The organism is Pseudomonas sp. Tof1 (assembly GCF_055390395.1).
In genome coordinates, this window is sequence record NZ_AP024344.1 from 4,130,933 (window position 1) to 4,146,900 (window position 15,968).

At 62.3% G+C, this 15,968-nt stretch carries 14 protein-coding genes; 3 read left to right on the forward strand and 11 right to left on the reverse strand.

Annotated elements, in window-relative coordinates:
• Positions 1–3 precede the first annotated feature (3 nt).
• The 8 genes from ACZ5KU_RS18735 to ACZ5KU_RS18770 form a co-directional block, all read right to left on the reverse strand.
• Positions 4–1,041, reverse strand: coding sequence for a hypothetical protein (locus tag ACZ5KU_RS18735; protein ID WP_054057641.1), 1,038 nt, complete (start codon positions 1,039–1,041; stop codon positions 4–6).
• Between the two features lie 867 nt (positions 1,042–1,908).
• Positions 1,909–3,519 (reverse strand): gamma-glutamyltransferase family protein, encoded by a 1,611-nt coding sequence (locus tag ACZ5KU_RS18740; RefSeq protein ID WP_273820921.1) that lies wholly within the window; start codon positions 3,517–3,519, stop codon positions 1,909–1,911.
• A gap of 71 nt (positions 3,520–3,590) precedes the next feature.
• Positions 3,591–4,370: an amino acid ABC transporter ATP-binding protein gene (locus tag ACZ5KU_RS18745; protein WP_054064272.1), complete on the reverse strand. Its 780-nt coding sequence runs from the start codon at positions 4,368–4,370 to the stop codon at positions 3,591–3,593.
• Between the two features lie 2 nt (positions 4,371–4,372).
• A complete protein-coding gene (locus ACZ5KU_RS18750; protein ID WP_054060651.1) occupies positions 4,373–5,149 on the reverse strand; it encodes an amino acid ABC transporter permease in 777 nt (258 codons plus the stop codon).
• Positions 5,150–5,161: 12 nt separating this feature from the next.
• Positions 5,162–5,968: an ABC transporter substrate-binding protein gene (locus ACZ5KU_RS18755; protein ID WP_054060652.1), complete on the reverse strand. Its 807-nt coding sequence runs from the start codon at positions 5,966–5,968 to the stop codon at positions 5,162–5,164.
• A 71-nt stretch (positions 5,969–6,039) separates the two neighbouring features.
• Positions 6,040–6,708 carry a GntR family transcriptional regulator gene (locus ACZ5KU_RS18760; RefSeq protein ID WP_054060653.1) on the reverse strand — a complete coding sequence of 223 codons (669 nt, stop codon included), beginning with the start codon at positions 6,706–6,708 and terminating at the stop codon, positions 6,040–6,042.
• Positions 6,709–6,981: 273 nt separating this feature from the next.
• Positions 6,982–7,773 carry an SDR family NAD(P)-dependent oxidoreductase gene (locus ACZ5KU_RS18765; protein WP_054064274.1) on the reverse strand — a complete coding sequence of 264 codons (792 nt, stop codon included), beginning with the start codon at positions 7,771–7,773 and terminating at the stop codon, positions 6,982–6,984.
• Positions 7,774–8,144: 371 nt separating this feature from the next.
• Positions 8,145–8,786 carry an FMN-dependent NADH-azoreductase gene (locus tag ACZ5KU_RS18770; protein WP_054064275.1) on the reverse strand — a complete coding sequence of 214 codons (642 nt, stop codon included), beginning with the start codon at positions 8,784–8,786 and terminating at the stop codon, positions 8,145–8,147.
• A gap of 108 nt (positions 8,787–8,894) precedes the next feature.
• Here ACZ5KU_RS18770 and ACZ5KU_RS18775 point away from each other — a divergent pair, with 108 nt between their 5' ends.
• Entirely contained in the window at positions 8,895–9,749 is an 855-nt protein-coding gene (locus tag ACZ5KU_RS18775; protein ID WP_054060648.1) for a LysR family transcriptional regulator, read from the forward strand.
• Positions 9,750–10,292: 543 nt separating this feature from the next.
• Positions 10,293–10,793: a hypothetical protein gene (locus ACZ5KU_RS18780; RefSeq protein WP_054060647.1), complete on the forward strand. Its 501-nt coding sequence runs from the start codon at positions 10,293–10,295 to the stop codon at positions 10,791–10,793.
• Positions 10,794–11,204: 411 nt separating this feature from the next.
• Here ACZ5KU_RS18780 and yfcF read toward each other — a convergent pair whose 3' ends face one another.
• Positions 11,205–11,840, reverse strand: a complete 636-nt coding sequence (gene yfcF, locus ACZ5KU_RS18785) for a glutathione transferase (protein ID WP_464735995.1) — start codon at positions 11,838–11,840, stop codon at positions 11,205–11,207.
• A 183-nt stretch (positions 11,841–12,023) separates the two neighbouring features.
• On the opposite strand from yfcF, the gene ACZ5KU_RS18790 reads away from it, so the two are divergent.
• Complete coding sequence (locus ACZ5KU_RS18790; RefSeq protein WP_464735996.1) at positions 12,024–12,743, forward strand: helix-turn-helix transcriptional regulator; 720 nt, start codon at positions 12,024–12,026, stop codon at positions 12,741–12,743.
• Between the two features lie 56 nt (positions 12,744–12,799).
• Here the strand turns inward: ACZ5KU_RS18790 and ACZ5KU_RS18795 are convergent, their stop codons facing one another.
• Both ACZ5KU_RS18795 and macA read right to left on the reverse strand, forming a co-directional pair.
• A complete protein-coding gene (locus ACZ5KU_RS18795) occupies positions 12,800–14,758 on the reverse strand; it encodes a MacB family efflux pump subunit (protein ID WP_054064277.1) in 1,959 nt (652 codons plus the stop codon).
• Entirely contained in the window at positions 14,755–15,912 is a 1,158-nt protein-coding gene (macA, locus tag ACZ5KU_RS18800) for a macrolide transporter subunit MacA (protein ID WP_054064278.1), read from the reverse strand. Before macA ends, ACZ5KU_RS18795 begins: the two co-directional genes overlap by 4 nt.
• Positions 15,913–15,968: the final 56 nt, after the last annotated feature.

The following is a 15,968-nucleotide window of genomic DNA, read 5'->3' on the forward strand; positions in this document are numbered from 1 at the left end:
GCCCTAGCGGAAACCGCCGTTGGGAATGACACCGTTGGAGCCGACGATGGTCACCAGCGTCGGCTGTACGCTCAAAAGCGTCCTGTAGCCCTCATAGCCCAGGTAGTGCTCACCGTTTTTCGGGTCCACGAAAATGCTGTGCTCATCGAAGTTGCAACGCCGGTAGTGATTTTCCAGATTCGAGTCCTGCTCCAGCAGATGGCTCACGCTGGCGCGCGCGGCGGCAGACAGTTCAGGGGCGTTGGTGACCACGAACTGCATGGAGAAGTTCGCCGGCTTGGGCTTGCCCTTGAAATTGATATAGAAGGTGACTTTCCCGGCATAGCCGCCCTGGATCTTCACATTGGTGCCGACGACAAAGTTGGGGTTGATGTTCGGGTCCTTGGCCCCCGGTTTCTCCGGAACGGTGGTGTCTCCTACCGCGATGGAGTCGCCCCATTTGGTGTTGTTGTTCGAGGTGAACCCCACCACCGCCCCCACCGGAACATTGGTGACCTGGATCGAGCAGGTGAACAAGGCATCGTCCCAGGTCTGGTTCAGGCTGATCTGCTGCTCATAGACATCCGAGGCCGTGACCGCCTGGATGTTCACGTTGTGCCAGCCCAGGTTGCGGTTGGCATAGATCCACGCCGCATACTGGTCGACGCTGGAATTGACGCCGGAGGGAAACTGCGCGTTGACCGCATCGAAGCTGTCGGCAATCACCGCGACCAGGCAATGATGTTCGGTGGTCTGCGGCTTCCAGGTGAAGGCATTGGTGGCGACGATCTCGTTGGGGGCGGCGCTGAGGGTCTGGTAGTCCTGTCGGACTTCTATGGTTTTGGTCGGATCGTTGGGGTCGGGGACAACGGAGGTGTAGACCATCAGGTTGTCTTCGTTGTACCAGACGTTCGGTGCCAGGAACAGATTCTGCGGCACCCGGAACAGGTACACGTTCTGCGTGGCTTTTGCAGCGCTGACGTTCTTTGCCCGGACATAAAAGTTGTTGGTGAAATACTCCTTCACGTCCTGGTCGAAAGCCTGGCCGTACTTGGAAATCATCTCCTGAGTCGACAAGGCACTCTGGCCGGCGACCAGAATATCCGGGCTTCCGGTCCAGCTCCCCGAACGCGGCAGTTTCCCTGTGTCACTCAGATTGTTTCGAACGAGAAAATCATTTTTGACAGCCATAAGAAGTCCTCACACTTTGAACGAGTGATAGTTGAAGTCATCACGACATCCGCGAAGGCAGCGGCTTAGCGACGCAGCCTCACGGCAAGTAACGCATGCCGATCTAGGGGACAGGGGGACGGGGTGTCGCTCAGCCAGCACACCAGGCAGGTGTCGGTCGGTTTTTGGCAGATTCGGCAATAAGTGGAGCGAGTCCACACGGGTCATTGGCAAACGCATCATTGGCCTCCATGGCCTGGGGCTACGAACCAGATTCCCGGCACGGTTGGCAGGGAACCGTTGCGATTGAAGAGCTCGATTGCTTGACGCTGAAATGCTTGGTGATCAGGAAGATTTCTCCCCACACTGACGTGCCTGAAAGCGGCCTCGAGGGGCGAAGGCTCAACCCGCCGATTGGGTATAGCCAAGCGCCATTACTCTGTCGAATTTTTTCCGAAGGGGTTTGCTACCGCCCGTCGCCTACATCGCCTGATGGCTTGGCTGCAAACGCTGACCAGCCACTCAAGCAGCCCTGTGCGGGCCGTATTTCGAGGTGTTTGCCGGTCATAAGGACAGCTGGGGTATGGCCTACTGGTTCCGCTCCGACAACAGCATGCTCGGTGGCAAGCGCCCCCGGGATCTGCTGGCTTGCGCTCCCGATCGGCTGATGGCTGCTGCCCAGGATGAGGTCCTGGGGGTTGCCCATGGCCAGGCGCAAGACTGCAGACGATGCCCCGAACCATGGCAACGAGGACGCCTCTACCAAACCCCCACCACCGAATCCGCCCGCGGCTCCGTCCCGCCCCACAGCACTCCGCTCACCGGGTCGCGCAAGATGATCTGCCCGCGCCCATAGTCGGTCAGGTCACTGGCCACCACCACCTCATGCCCCCGGCGCGCCAGGGCATTGATCAGATCCCGCGACGCGCCCTGCTCGATCCCGACCTTGTTACCGCCCAGCCACTGCCAGCGTGGAGCATCCAGGGCCGCCTGCGGATTGAGCCCGAAGTCCACCAGGTTCATCACCATCTGCACATGCCCCTGCGGCTGCATGTAGCCGCCCATCACGCCAAACGGTCCCAGCGCCTGCCCGTTCCTGGTGAGGAATCCGGGAATGATGGTGTGAAAGGTTTTCTTGCCCGGTACCAGGCAGTTCGCGTGCGCGGGGTCGAGGCTGAACTCCTGCCCGCGGTTCTGCAGGGCGATCCCGCTGTCCGGCAGCACCACCCCCGAGCCGAAGCCGTGATAGTTGCTCTGGATGAACGAGACCATGTTGCCCTCGGCATCCGCTGTCGCCAGGTAGACCGTGCCGCTGGCATGAGGGTCGCCCGGTTTGGGCGACTGGGCCCGTTCGGTGATCTGTCCGCGCCGGCGCCGGGCATAGTCGTCGCTGAGCAATTGCTGCACCGCCACGCGCATGTGCTGCGGGTCGGTGATGTAGTGCAGGCCGTCGCTGTAGGCAAGCTTCATCGCCTCCAACTGCCGGTGCCAGGTCTGCTGACTGTCGCGATGGTCGAAGTCGAAGCCTTCGAGGATCTTCAGCGCCATCAGCGCCACCAGGCCCTGACCACTGGGCGGGATTTCCCAGACGTCGACGCCCCGGTAGTTGATATGGATCGGGTCGACCCACTGAGCGCGGTAACCGTCCAGGTCACTGGCGCGCAGGTAGCCGCCGGTGGCGCGTGAGTGGGCGTCGAGGCGCTGGGCCAGCGGCCCGCGGTAGAAGCTTTCACAGCGGGTGGCGGCCAGTTCCGCCAGGGTATCGGCCTGGGCCGGATTGCTGAACAGCTCACCGGCCCTGGGGGCGCGGCCGTCGATCAGGAAGGTGTCGAACCAGGCCTGCAGCACGCCGTCGCGGTGCGGGGTGAATTCGTTCAGCGCGATCTGCCATTGATGGGCGACCACCGGCGACACCGGAAAGCCGTCGCGGGCCAGGCTGATGGCCGGTTGCAGCAGCTCGGCAAACGGCAGCTTGCCGAAGCGCTGCGACAACTGCGCCCAGGCCGAGGGGCAGCCGGGGACGGTGACCGGGGTCCAGCCGTAGAGCGGCATCTCGGCGTGGCCGGCCGCCTTGACCGACGCCCTGTCGAGCGCGGCAGGCGCCTGGCCGTTCGCGTTGAGACCATGCAGTTGACCCCGGGTCCAGACCAGGGCGAAGGCATCGCCGCCAATCCCGCAGCCCGTCGGTTCGACCACGGTCAGTGCAGCAGCCGTGGCGATTGCGGCATCAATCGCATTGCCACCCTTGTGCAGCATTTCAATGCCAGCCTGGGCTGCCAAAGGCTGGGAGGCGGCAACCATGCCTCGGCGGGCGAAGACGCTCTGGCGCTGCGACGGATAGGGATATTCATGGGCAGAGAGATTCAACATGACAAAGGCTCTTGAAATAGGGGCATTCATGGGCCGCGGCAACGCACCGCGGACAAATTCGACGAACAGACTCAGAGCACGCGGCTGAGAAAGGCCCGGGTACGGGCATGGGTCGGATGGTTGAAGATCTGTTCCGGCGGGCCCTGCTCGATCAGTTCGCCCTGGTCGAGCACCACCACGCGGTCGGCGACTTCCCGGGCAAAACCCATTTCATGAGTGACCACGACCATGGTCATGCCCTCCTCGGCCAGCTCCTTCATCACCTGCAGCACCTCGCCGACGATTTCCGGATCGAGGGCGCTGGTGGGCTCGTCGAAGAGCATCGCCTGGGGTTTCATCGCCAGGGCCCGTGCAATCGCCACCCGCTGTTGCTGGCCCCCGGAAAGCATCGACGGGTAATGCCCGCCCTTGTCCGCCAGGCCGACCCGGGCCAGCAGTTGCCTGGCCTGCTCCAGGGCCTCGGCCTTGGGCACGCCGAGCACCTGGATCGGCGCCTCGATGATGTTTTCCAGCGCGGTCATGTGCGGGAACAGGTTGAAGCGCTGGAAGACCATGCCGATGTCCCGGCGCTGGCGAGCGATATTGCGCTCGGAGTCGCGCACCCGGCTGCCGTCGGGACGCTCGCGATAGCCCATGGCATGGCCGTTGACGCGGATGCGTCCGCCCTGGATGTCTTCGAGCAGGTTGATGCAGCGGATGAAGGTGGTCTTGCCCGAGCCCGAGGCGCCGATCAGCACCACCACTTCACCGCGCCGGACCTGCAGCGACACGCCCTTGAGAATCGGCAGATTGCCAAAGGACTTGTGAATGTCCAGCGCCTCGATCACCAGCTCTTCGCTTTTGTGCGCCATGCTCAACGTCCTCTCAGCAGTTTCAGGGAGCCGCGGCCGAACATCCGGCTGGCGGCCGGTGGCGACGAGTCCGGCCGGTCGGAGCGACCGGAACGGCTTTCCAGCCAGCGCTGGAAGAAGCCCCACAAGGTCGTCAGCAGCAGGAAGTAGACGGCCACCACCAGGTACAGCTCGAACACGCGGAAGGTCGCCGAAGTGACCATCTGCGTGCTCAGCAACAGCTCCTGCACGCCGATCACGCTGACCAGGGTGGTGTTCTTCAGCATCACGTTGAACTCGTTGCCGATCGGCGGCACGATCACCCGAAAGGCCTGGGGCAACACGATGCGGCGCATCAGCTTGCCGAAGGTCATGCCCAGGGACCGCCCGGCCTCGTACTGGCCCTTGTCCACCGCGCCGATGCCGGCGCGGATGATCTCGGCCATGTAGGCGCCTTCATTCAGGCCCAGGGCGATGATCGCCGCCTGGATATTGCCGGGCACCACCAGGCCGAACAGCGAGATATCCTCGAAACGAAAGACGCCCCCCGCAGCCAGTGCCGTGTAGAGAAAGACGATCTGCACCAGCAACGGCGTGCCGCGCATCAGCCACACGTAAAAGCGTACCGGCCATTGCAGCAGCGGGTTGCCGGACAGGCGCATCAGCGCCGCCGCCAGACCCAGCACGCAGCCCAGCAGCATGGCCAGCACGGCGATCAGGCAGGTCAGCCACAGCCCCGTGAGGTACACCCCGCTGGGCTGCAACAGGTACTGCCAGAACACATCCCAGTTGAAGTTCATCGATGCTGTTCCTCAGTCGAGGGTGTCGCTGCTGACATGCCAGGTGCCCAGCAATTTGGCGTAGCTGCCATCGCTGCGCATGTCGTTGACGATCTGCTGCACCGCGGCGCTCAGTTGCGCGTCGTCCTTGCGGATGCCCAGGCCGGTAAGGATGCGGCTGAAGGCCGGCACGCCCTCCTCGAACAGGTCCGGCGCCATCGCGGCGTAGTAGCCGGCGGTCTCGACCGTGGTGCCGTAGGCATCCACCTGGTTGATGCGCAGGGCCTGGAAGGCGTCGGTGTCGGTGTTGTAGACCACCACCTTCATGGGCGCCTTGCCGGCCTTGGTCAGGCTGTCGTTCTGGGCGTCGAGCAGGGTCTTGATGGTGGAACCGTTGAGCACCGCAACCTTGTGCCCGGACAGGCTGTCCAGGGTCTTGAGCCCCTTGGGATTGCCCTTGGGTACCACCACCGCCTGGCTGGAGTACATGTAGTTGACGATATCGATCACCTGGCGCCGTTCGGGCTTGTCGAACAGTTGGTCGACGATCATGTCGCACTGCCCGGCGAGCAGCGCCGGCACCAGGCCGGAGAACGGAATCACCCGCCACTGCACCGGTTTATTGCCCAGGCGCCTGGCGATCTCCAGGCCGAGGTCGACGGTCAGCCCGCGGGGCTTCTGCGCTTCGTCGAAGGACACCAGGGGTGGCGAATCCATCCCCGAGCAATAAGTGAGTTTTTCGACCGACTTCAGGCGCTCCGGCACCTGGGGCGCGGCGGCGGCCCATTGCGCGGACAGCCCGAGGGAAACAGCCAGCAGCAAGGCACGGCGTAAATGCATGACCAGACACTCCACTTCGTTGGAAAACGGCAGGATTCAAAGTCAACACACGGGCGGGTTCGGACCCGCCTCTATTTTTCCGATTGCAGGAACTGGATCAGCGCCGGCACGGTGCCCTCGATGTGCTCGCGAACCACGGCTTCGACCTTCGCCGCATCACCGGAGCGGATCGCATCGAGAATCACCGCGTGTTCATCGCGGGCGCTGAGGGGTTTCTCGCCGTGCTGCAGCCACAGGCGCATGGGCGCCTCGATCAGCGAGTACAGCGCGAAAATCTGCTTCATCAGCCGCGGGCGACCACTGAAGCTGCACAAATGTTCGTGGAAAGCGCGATGGCGACTGACCCACTGCGCACCGTCATCGCGATAGTCGTCCATCTCGTCGAGCATGCGCTCCAGCGCCGCCAGTTGACGCTCGCCGATACGGCCGACAGCGATCCGCACCGCCAGGCCCTCAAGGGCGCTGCGCATCTCGAATACCTCATGCAGCTCATCGATATCCAGGCCACTGACCACCGCGCCGCGGTTGGGGCGCAGGGTCACCAGGCCCTGGGCATCGAGGCGGCGAAAGGCCTCGCGCACCGGCATGCGGCTCATGCCGATTTCCGTGGCGATGTCCTCGGCAATCAGGCGGTCACCCTGGCGGTAGCGGCCGTTACAGATGGCCTGCAGCAGGAAGTTGTAGGCCTCCTCCTCGGCGGTCTGGGGCTGACGGTCTACATAGGCGGGAGCGAATTGCATGACGGCACCTTTTGTATTTTTGTATCCAATTATCCATGGATGTAAAACAGCAAACTGTGTGCCAGGTTGCAGGGCGGAGGTTTAAGGGACTGATAGGGAAGGGAAAGAGCTTCGCAAATGGGAGATGGACGGTTGAGGGGGAACAGAGGTGAGTGCTACCGAATGGCTCACGGAGTGCACCGCGAGTGTGCAGGTTGGCGGTTGGGTAACAGTCCGTGGCCCGCCTCGTCCCGAAGCCAAGGAGCAAGACGCCGGCTCAACGCCGGCGTGGGTCTAGAAAGCGCTCTTTATCACGCCCCCATCGGCTCGCAACGCAGCGCCCGTCGTGGCCGACGAAAGCGGACTGGCCAGATAGGCCACGAGGGAGGCAATCTCCTGCGGTGAGCCAAATCGCTTGATGAGCGAGGTGGGGCGAACCTTCTCGAAAAAGGCCTTTTCGAACGCTTCGAACGATTGCCCCTCGGCTTTGGCAAGGGTCTCGACGAATTCGCCCACTCCGCGCGATTTCGTCGGCCCCGGCAGGACGCTGTTGACGGTAATGCCCGTGCCGGCAACGGCCTCGGCCAAGCCACGCGAGACGGCAAGCTGCGCCGTTTTCGTCACCCCGTAGTGGATCATTTCGACCGGAATCTGCACCCCGCTTTCGCTCGAGATGAAAATAATACGCCCCCAGTCGGCCCGCCTCATCGCCGGCAGAAACAGGCGAGCCAGGCGTACACCACTCAGCACGTTGACATCGAAGAAACGTTGCCAGTCCGCGTCAGGGATCTCTTCAAACAGCTTGGGCTCGAAGATGCCCAGGTTGTTGACCAGAATGTCCACCTGCGGATAGCGTCGTGCGACCTCTTCGGCTGCGGCGGCCGTGCTCAGATCGCCCGCGAACCCCTGCACATCGCCACCGGTCTGCGCTTTCAGTTGCGCAACCACATCGTCCACAGACGACTGGGAGCGGCCGTTGACGATGACACGGGCGCCCTCCTGCGCCAACGTGCTGGCGATCGCCAGGCCAATGCCGGCCGTGCTCCCGCTGACCAGCGCGAGTTTGCCTTTCAGATTCAGGTCCATCGGTGACTCCTTTTTCGTGGGTGAAGTAGACAGGACGGCACCGAGTCTTGAACAACGGGATGCCGCCAACGGGTTCACATACGCGCAATCGAGGCGCCACCACCGACCGGCGCAGCCGTACCGGTCACAACAGACGAATCGTCCGACACAAGATGGATGCACGGGTTAAGGCGCACGAAAGAGTCTAGGCTATGTACGAAATCGCTTGAAACTTGGTTATGCGGCGTTAAAAACCGGCTCGGAATGCTCATTGACAACCAGTCAACTGCGCTTCCTCGCCGGTTTTTGCCTTGCCTAACCTGCGTTTCAAACAATTTCGTACACAGCCTAGTGGGATTTTTTCAATTGAAGCCCATCAAGCTCCTGAAACGTCAGCGACACAGACTGTCTGCCAAACCCCTGGCCTGCTGGACCGCGGCTTCGCGTGCGCTGCGATCAACCTCTTCGCCCAGGATGGTTTTCTCCACAATCACCGAATGCACATCCATCACGCCGACAAACTTCAGCCAGGCTTCCACATAAGGCTTCTGAAAATCGAAGCGTGTGGCCGGCGTGATCGACTGCGCCGAAAAATCCAGGCCTCGGGCGTACATCACCACAGCGGTCTTGTTGAACAGCATGCCTTGCAGGCCGCGCTCCGCGTCAAAACTGAACAGGATGTCTTTCTGCGACACCAGGTCGATGAAGTGCTTGAGTTTGTACGGGATACTGAAATTCCACAGCGGCACGGACATCACCAGCACATCCGCGCGGTGCAGGTGACTGGCCAACGCTTTCAAGGTGTCCCAGGCGTCCTGTTGCGCGGGGGTCAAGGGCGTGCCACTGAGCCCGGCGTATTTGGCCTGCATGGCCAGGTCGTCGAACTCCGGTAACGCCATCTGCCAAAGGTCGAGCGTGATGAGTTCGGTATCCGGGGCATGTTCCTGATAACGCGCAATGAACCTGCGGGCCACCTCAAGGGAAGCCGAACGTTGCTTGCGGGGAGAACATTCAATATGCAGAAGAGTCGTCATGGCGCGCCTCGGGGGTTGGGGGTGAACAGAACCGATACGCGCATTGCAACATAGCTTGATTTAAAATATAAATCGTAAATAAATACGACATTCATCACGAATACAACTATGTTCGATACGCTGCTGCTCAAGACATTTGTCACGGTCGTCGATGAAGAAGGTTTCAGCCGTGCCGCCCAGAAGCTGCACCTCACGCAGTCGGCAGTCAGTGGCCACGTGCGGCGGCTGGAAGAACAGATTGGCAAACCGCTGTTGACGCGTACCACCCGCTCCCAGCAATTGACTCCCGATGGCGAACGCCTGGTTTCCTATGCGCGTACGATCCTGGTGTTGAACCGTGATGCCTGGGCAGAACTGACGCGTACGCCGTTTCACGGACGGCTGCGGATCGGGGTGTCCGAGGATTTTGTCGAATCGCGGTTATTGCGCACCTTTCAGGATTTCGCGGCGCAGTACCCGGGCCTGGAGATCGATGTGCAGGTGGGCATTCCGGGCACGTTGCTGAGCCTGATGAAACAAGGCCATCTGGAACTGGTCATCGGTTCTCTGTGCGAAACCGGCGAAGCGGGGCTGCTGCTGTGGCAGGAACCACTGGTGTGGGCTTGGCCAGCGCAGGCCGCCACCGCCTTACCGACACCGTTGCCGCTGGCGCTGTTCCCGGAGCCGTGCCCTTATCGAGAGGCCGCACTGACGCGGCTGGCCCAGGCGGGCATCGCCCAACGCACGGCGCTGTTATGCAGCAGCGCTGCCGGGTTGCGGGCGGCGGCGCTCGCAGGCTTCGCAATCGCCCCCATGACACTCAGCCAGGTAGGGCAAGGGCTGGCGGTGCTTGGAGCCGAGCAGGGGCTGCCGGATTTGCCGGATGTGCAATTTCGGCTGTTCACCTCACCTGAAGCGGATCAGGCGATCGTGGCGGCGGTCACTCGGCTGATTGTGGAATATTGCTCCACGCGCAGGGCTTGAGCGACTTTCAACAAGGCCGCTGCTTCCGGGTCTGGCGGCCCCCTCCATAGGCTCTCGCCGCGGCCCTGTCAGAAACGGGGCCGGTAGATCAAAGACAAGCATGCCCGGCGCCAAGGTGGCGTCGTTCACGGAGCTTGCCTACGACACCTTCCCGTAGGAGCCGGGCTTGCCCGCGAATAGGTCCTCAATCCTGGAAAACAGGCCAAACCTCCACTGCGTCCAGTGTGCAACCTTCTTTTGTAATATCAAGACTACAGCCACTTCCCACACATATTCCCGCACAACCTCAGAACAACCTTTATTACTTCAAAATAATAAAGAACCCATCCATTCGGCCAGTTATTAAGTCCCAGCAAAAGATATTAAATATCCGCTTACAAAAGAGCAGCACCAACTTTCTTGCAACCGAGAGAGCGACGCCATCGCCAGCCCAATACGGCAGGCAGATAGGGCGCTCTTTATCCTGACGCCAAACCGCATCTGGAGTTAAAACCGCACAACCTAAACCGAAAGAACACAAAACCTCTTACGCAAGGTACCCTCATGAACATCAACAGCCGTTTATCACTCTCTACATACAATCCATCCACGGCCAAATCAGTGACACATCAAGAACAAGGCCAGAAAGGCTTCTCACTGGAAACTCCCGGCAATACGAAAAACACTTCTGACCCGGTCAGCATCAGCGCCGCTGGCGCCGAGATGTCCGATGCGATGGATCCGCCTGTTCCTGTGGGTGCGATGCCAGGATGGTCGGGTGAATTCGCGATCCAAGTCATAACCCGGCCAGATGGAACATCAATGTTCATGGATGGAAAGTTTTCGAATCTTTCGTCTGGGGAAAGAGATGAATACTTCAACCTGCTGCAATCCCACATGGATGCCCTGTACGAACGAAACGGTCTTGTCGACGAGGAGTCCACCTACGCCGCCCTCAACTCCCGCTCGATGAACGAAAAGCTCCATCAGGAGTTCCTCGAAGGCATAAGAAATGATCCGAAGATGGCCGAGTATGTCGGCCGGCTCGGCATCGCGCTGTCCTGATCGCCTCGCGGCCACTCACCAGGCCACGCTCCCTGAGCGTGGCTGGCTACCGCCTCGGCCTGGGGCAAGGACACCAGCATGATCAGCCCGCTGAAGTTGCTCTGCGGCATCGGTGTGATCTTTTTCTATCTCTACGAAACCCTGCCGGCACTGGCCGACACGCTGCTGCTGAAAAACGGCGACCGGTTATCCGGCAGCATCATTTCGTTCAGCGAAGACCTGTGCATCGATACCGCTGTTCGAACTGTTCCGACAATGGCGGGGCGAAACGCTGATCGTCGGCCGTGCCGCTGCCAGCCGACCGGAGCACCCCTTGCTGGCGCTTCCAGGCGCCCGCCATGTGGCCCCCGAGATCGAGGTCGTCAGAACCCTGCTGGCGCCATCCAGCCGTTGAGCCAGGAGGCCCCCGTATCACCCCAGGGCCGGACGTTCCAGCGCCACCCACGCCTGCACCGCCGGGTGCTGCCACTGGCGGCGGGCATAGTCGGCCAGCCCGGCGGGCACCGGGTCGCCATTGAGGATCAGCCGGTTGAGCATCAGCGCCAGGTCGACATCGGCAATCGACCATTGGCCGCACAGGTACTCTCTGCCATCCCCCAGCAGAACCTGCGCCGCCTCGATCAGCTTGCGCGCCGCCGCCTCGCCGGCGGCCGACAACGGGCCAGCCTTGCGCCCATAGAAGATCACCAGGGTCGAACGCTCCTGGCGCAGCGCCTGCAGGTCGCTGCGCAACCAGGCCTGCACCTGCCGCGCCCGGGCCCGCTGCTGGGTATCGCGTGGATAGAGCGGTGCCTGCGGGAACAGTTCGTCCAGGTACTCGGTGATCGCCGAGGACTCGGAGAGCGCGAAGCCACCCTGCTCCAGGGTCGGCACCCGCTGGGTCAGGGACAAGCCGGCGTACGCCTGCGACTGCTGCTCATGGGCGTCCAGGTCGAGGGGGTGAAGATCGAATTCGAGGGCCTTTTCCCGCAGCGCGACAAATACCGACAGGGCATAGGGACTGGTGTACTGGGCATCGACATACAAACGCAGACGGGCATCGTTCACGGCAGACTCTCCTTGGAATGAGAGCGACACGCTACGGGATCTGCCCGGACAAATGAAATCAACGATTTTCATGGGCGTATTCCCGAGCGGAATACTGGGAATTGGGCTATGGTAAAGGCCGCTGCTCCAGGCTCGTTTCCTGGTAAGCGAATGTTCCGGATTTTGAAACTCATGGATGAATCGATGAACTCACAACAGCTTTTCCCGCAAATTGGCAAGGTCATCGCCAGCACTGGCAGTCGCCGTTTTCCGCGGATGTTGCACGACCTCATTCTCACCCAGTTGTCAGTCGACGCCACCCATATCCGCAAGCTGCCGATACACCCGCAAACCACCCCCCTATCGGCCCATGCCGGCAGCCAGGTCATCACCCATGGCGAACCGATCTCCCCGGCGTCCAACGCCAAGGAATCGGCCCTGCACCTGACCCGGCGCAAGGATGACTGCAGCTATACCCTCTCGGTGTACCGTTCGAACCAGTCGCAGCAGTTCTCCGCACAGGAAAGGAGCATCCTGCAGGACTTCTCCCCGCTGCTGCTGCCGATGGTTGAAAAGCACATCAGCGCCCTGCAACCCCTGTCGCCCCCGCTGGACAGCCAGCCCGGCCAACTCGACGACATGGAGAGGCAGGGGCTGCAGGCCTTGCGCCTGCGTTTTGTCGACCGCCTGGCGCAGTCGGGGCTGACACTGTCCAACCGTGAAACGGACGTCTGCGTCGGCCTGCTGTCCGGGCGCACGGCACCGGTGCTGGCCGAAATGCTCCAGCTGAAGGTCAATACCGTGGAGAGCTACCTCAAGCGCGCGTCCATCAAGCTGGGCATCAGCGGACGCCACTCGCTGATGCGCTGGATGTACGCGGCGGAGGAAGCGCCGGCGCCGGTGGTGCCGGCAGCGCCCGTGTAACCGTCTCCCGCCAGTGGACCGGCGGGGGATTGCAGCGTGCGATCCCCCCGCCTCTCTCAATCGCGCGCCAGCGCCTCGATCGGGTCGAGCCGCGAGGCGTTGCGCGCCGGTACGAAGCCGAACACGATGCCGATCAGCGTCGAACAGATCACCGCCGTGGCGATCGCCCCCAGGGAGAACACCATCTGCCATTCCTTGATGAACAGCGAGAACAGGTAGCCGATCCCGAATGACAGCGAGATGCCGATCATCCCGCCAATCAGGCAGACCATCACCGCTTCCACCAGGAACTGCTGGCGAATGTCCGACTGGCGCGCACCGACCGCCATGCGGATGCCGATCTCGCGGGTACGCTCGGTGACCGACACCAGCATGATGTTCATCACGCCGATGCCGCCCACCGCCAGGGAAATCACCGCGATCAGCGACAGCAGCAGCGCCAGCGAGCGGCTGGTCTTGTCCACCGTCTGCATGATGTTGTCGAGGTTGTTGGTGAAGAAGTCCTTGGTGCCGTGGCGCTGCTGCATCAGCTTGATCACGTTGTCCTCGACCACCTTGCTCGGCTGCCCGTCCTTGATCCGCACCATGATGCTGTCCAGGTAGCGTTGCCCGAGCAGGCGGCCCGCCGCGGTCTCGTAGGGTACCCAGACGTTCAACTGCTTGCTGGAGGTGAAGATGTTCTTGTTGTCGGCCGTGACCCCGATCACCGTGCAGGGCAGGTTGTCCAGCAGGATCACCTGGCCCAGCGGGTCGACATTCGGACCGAACAGGCGGTTGCGCGTGTTGTGGTCGATCACCACCACCTGGGCCTGGCGCCGGGCGTCGCTTTCGCTGAAGGCAATGCCCTGCGCCAGCTTCAATCCACGAACCTGGAAGTAGCGATCACTGACTCCGTTGACCTGGGCATCGAGATCGACGTTCTGGTAGCGCAGGAGCATGTTGCGTCCGACCATGGGCGTGGCGCTGTCGACGTAGTAGAGCTGGCTCAGCGCGAGCACATCGGCCGGCACCAGGGTCTCGATCCGGCTGGCCCGGCTGTCGCCGAAACTGGTCCCCGGGTAGATGTCGATGGTGTTGCTGCCGATCGCCTGGATGTCCTTGAGCACATAACGCTTGGCCCCCTCGCCGATGGCCGAGATCGACACCACCGAGGTGATGCCGATGACGATGCCGAGCATGGTCAGCAGCGTGCGCATGCGGTGCGAGATCAGCGCCACCCAGGCCATGTTGAAGGCCTCCTTGAACAGCCCGAAGCCGGCCACCAGGCGCCCTGTGCTCTTGGACGCCAGGGTGGCCTTGTGCGTGCCCGCCGTCTCGTCGGTGGGGCGCTCGTTGGCCCGGTCGCTGATGATCTCGCCATCGCGCACCTCGATGATCCGCTCGGCGTTGGCGGCCACCTTGGGGTCATGGGTGACGATGATTACCGTATGCCCGGCGGCATGCAGTTCCTGGAGAATCTGCATCACCTCCTTGCCGCTGTGGGTGTCCAGCGCACCGGTGGGTTCGTCGGCAAGAATCACCTCGCCGCCGTTCATCAGTGCCCGGGCGATACTCACCCGCTGCTGCTGGCCACCGGAGAGCTGGCTCGGCCGATTCTCCAGGTGTGCGGCCAGGCCGAGGCGGCCGAGCAGTTCGCGGGCCCGGCCATGGCGCCGGGACTCGCCGGTACCGGCATAGATCGCCGGCATCTCGACGTTGTGCATGGCGCTCAGGTGCGGCAGCAGGTGGTAGCGCTGGAAGATGAAACCGAAATAGTCGCGGCGCAGTTCGGCCAGTTCTTCGCTGCCCAGGTCGCGGGTCTCGCGACCGTTGATCCTGTAGCTGCCGGCGGTGGCGTAGTCGAGGCAACCGAGGATGTTCATCAGGGTCGACTTGCCCGAACCCGAGGCGCCGGTAATCGCCACCATTTCCCCGGCATGAATGCTCAGGTCGATGTTCTTCAGCGCGGTGAACTCACGTTCCCCGGCCATGAAGCTGCGGCTGATGCCGCGCAGTTCCAGCAGTGGCTGCGTCATTGGCCGGCTCCCGCCACCGCCGGCGTCGGTTCGCCGATCACCACCTTGTCGCCTTCGGCCAGACCTTCGCTGATCTGCACCTTGACGTTGTTGTTGATCCCGGTGCGCACCTTGCGCTCATGGGCCACGCCCTTGGCGTCGACCACCCGAACCGGGAAACGGCCATCGGCGTCGCGCGGGCCGAGGGCCGCGACCGGCACCGTGAGCACCGACTTGGCGGTGTCGAGGACGATACGCACCTGGGCGGTCATGGAAATCCGCAGGCGATGGTCGGGGTTGGGCACATCGAACAGCGCGTTGTAGAACACCGCGGTGTTCTGCTTGGGCGTGCCGGCGGTCTGGGTCTCCACGAAGTTCTGCGGTGCCGGCTCGGTGCCACGCAGCTTGGCGTAGTAGCGCTTGTCCGCCTCGCCGAGGATGGTGAAGTACACCTCCTGGCCGGGGCTGATATGGATCACGTCGGCTTCCGAGACCTGGGCCTTGACGGTCATGGTGTCCAGGTCAGCCAGCTTGAGCAGTACCGGTGCCAGCTGGTTGGCGATCACGGTCTGGCCTTCCTGGGTGACGATGCCCACCACGTCGCCATCGATCGGCGCGACGATGCGGGTATAGGCCAGGTTGATCTTGGCCGTGTCGATCTGCACCTGTGCACTCTTGATCTGCGCCTCGAGGGCACCCAGGTTGGCGCGCTGCACCTCATAGTTGGATTCGGCGGTCTCGAAATCCTGGCGGGAGATCGCCGCATCGCTCTGCAGCCCCAGGTAACGCTCGTAGACCGCCTTGGTCTGCTTGAGCTGGGCCTGGGTCGCGCGCCGTTGCGCCTGCAGGTTTTCCTCATCGACCTGGGCCTGGCGCAGGGTGTTCTGCAGCACCTGCGGGTCGATCTCGGCCAACCACTGGCCGCGCCTGACCTTGTCGCCGACCTTGACCTTGAGGGATTTCAACTGCCCGGAAACCTGGGCGCCGACATCGACCTGGCGGATGCCTTCGAGCACCCCGGTCGCCAGCACCGTGTTCTCGATATCGCTGCGCTCGACCGTGGCGATCAGGTACTGCGGCGGCTCTGCCGGCGCCTGCACCGCATAGAACACCAGGCCTGCGACCAGCACCAGCGCCAGCCCGATACCCGTCTTGCGAAACTTCGTTTTTTTCATAAGTGACCATCAATACCTTGAGAAATACCTGAAATCGAACCCGGGGACGGGGCGTC

Bases quoted from the DNA above. Each gene is read 5' to 3' on its own strand.
- ACZ5KU_RS18750 (WP_054060651.1), bottom strand. From the start codon at position 5,149: ATGAACTTCAACTGGGATGTGTTCTGGCAGTACCTGTTGCAGCCCAGC.
- ACZ5KU_RS18760 (WP_054060653.1), bottom strand. From the start codon at position 6,708: ATGCAATTCGCTCCCGCCTATGTAGACCGTCAGCCCCAGACCGCCGAG.
- ACZ5KU_RS18745 (WP_054064272.1), bottom strand. From the start codon at position 4,370: ATGGCGCACAAAAGCGAAGAGCTGGTGATCGAGGCGCTGGACATTCAC.
- ACZ5KU_RS18740 (WP_273820921.1), bottom strand. From the start codon at position 3,519: ATGTTGAATCTCTCTGCCCATGAATATCCCTATCCGTCGCAGCGCCAG.
- ACZ5KU_RS18790 (WP_464735996.1), top strand. From the start codon at position 12,024: ATGAACTCACAACAGCTTTTCCCGCAAATTGGCAAGGTCATCGCCAGC.
- ACZ5KU_RS18780 (WP_054060647.1), top strand. From the start codon at position 10,293: ATGAACATCAACAGCCGTTTATCACTCTCTACATACAATCCATCCACG.
- ACZ5KU_RS18755 (WP_054060652.1), bottom strand. From the start codon at position 5,968: ATGCATTTACGCCGTGCCTTGCTGCTGGCTGTTTCCCTCGGGCTGTCC.
- ACZ5KU_RS18770 (WP_054064275.1), bottom strand. From the start codon at position 8,786: ATGACGACTCTTCTGCATATTGAATGTTCTCCCCGCAAGCAACGTTCG.
- ACZ5KU_RS18765 (WP_054064274.1), bottom strand. From the start codon at position 7,773: ATGGACCTGAATCTGAAAGGCAAACTCGCGCTGGTCAGCGGGAGCACG.
- macA (WP_054064278.1), bottom strand. From the start codon at position 15,912: ATGAAAAAAACGAAGTTTCGCAAGACGGGTATCGGGCTGGCGCTGGTG.
- ACZ5KU_RS18735 (WP_054057641.1), bottom strand. From the start codon at position 1,041: ATGATTTCCAAGTACGGCCAGGCTTTCGACCAGGACGTGAAGGAGTAT.
- ACZ5KU_RS18795 (WP_054064277.1), bottom strand. From the start codon at position 14,758: ATGACGCAGCCACTGCTGGAACTGCGCGGCATCAGCCGCAGCTTCATG.
- ACZ5KU_RS18775 (WP_054060648.1), top strand. From the start codon at position 8,895: ATGTTCGATACGCTGCTGCTCAAGACATTTGTCACGGTCGTCGATGAA.